Annotated in this window: 1 other RNA gene; it reads left to right on the top strand. The window is 52.5% G+C overall.

Annotated elements, in window-relative coordinates:
* Nucleotides 1–354: a transfer-messenger RNA gene (ssrA, locus tag MD536_RS20990) on the top strand; the annotation flags it as partial.

The raw sequence follows: 354 nt of genomic DNA, 5'->3' as shown, positions 1-354 counted from the left end.
TTCTGGATTCGACGGGATTTGCGAAACCCAAGGTGCATGCCGAGGGGCGGTTGGCCTCGTAAAAAGCCGCAAAAAATAGTCGCAAACGACGAAAACTACGCTTTAGCAGCTTAATAACCTGCTTAGAGCCCTCTCTCCCTAGCCTCCGCTCTTAGGACGGGGATCAAGAGAGGTCAAACCCAAAAGAGATCGCGTGGAAGCCCTGCCTGGGGTTGAAGCGTTAAAACTTAATCAGGCTAGTTTGTTAGTGGCGTGTCCGTCCGCAGCTGGCAAGCGAATGTAAAGACTGACTAAGCATGTAGTACCGAGGATGTAGGAATTTCGGACGCGGGTTCAACTCCCGCCAGCTCCACC

This window comes from Flavihumibacter cheonanensis, assembly GCF_022352215.1.
GTDB classification, from domain to species: Bacteria; Bacteroidota; Bacteroidia; order Chitinophagales; family Chitinophagaceae; genus Flavihumibacter; species Flavihumibacter cheonanensis.
This window is presented reverse-complemented; position numbering and strand designations above follow the sequence as displayed.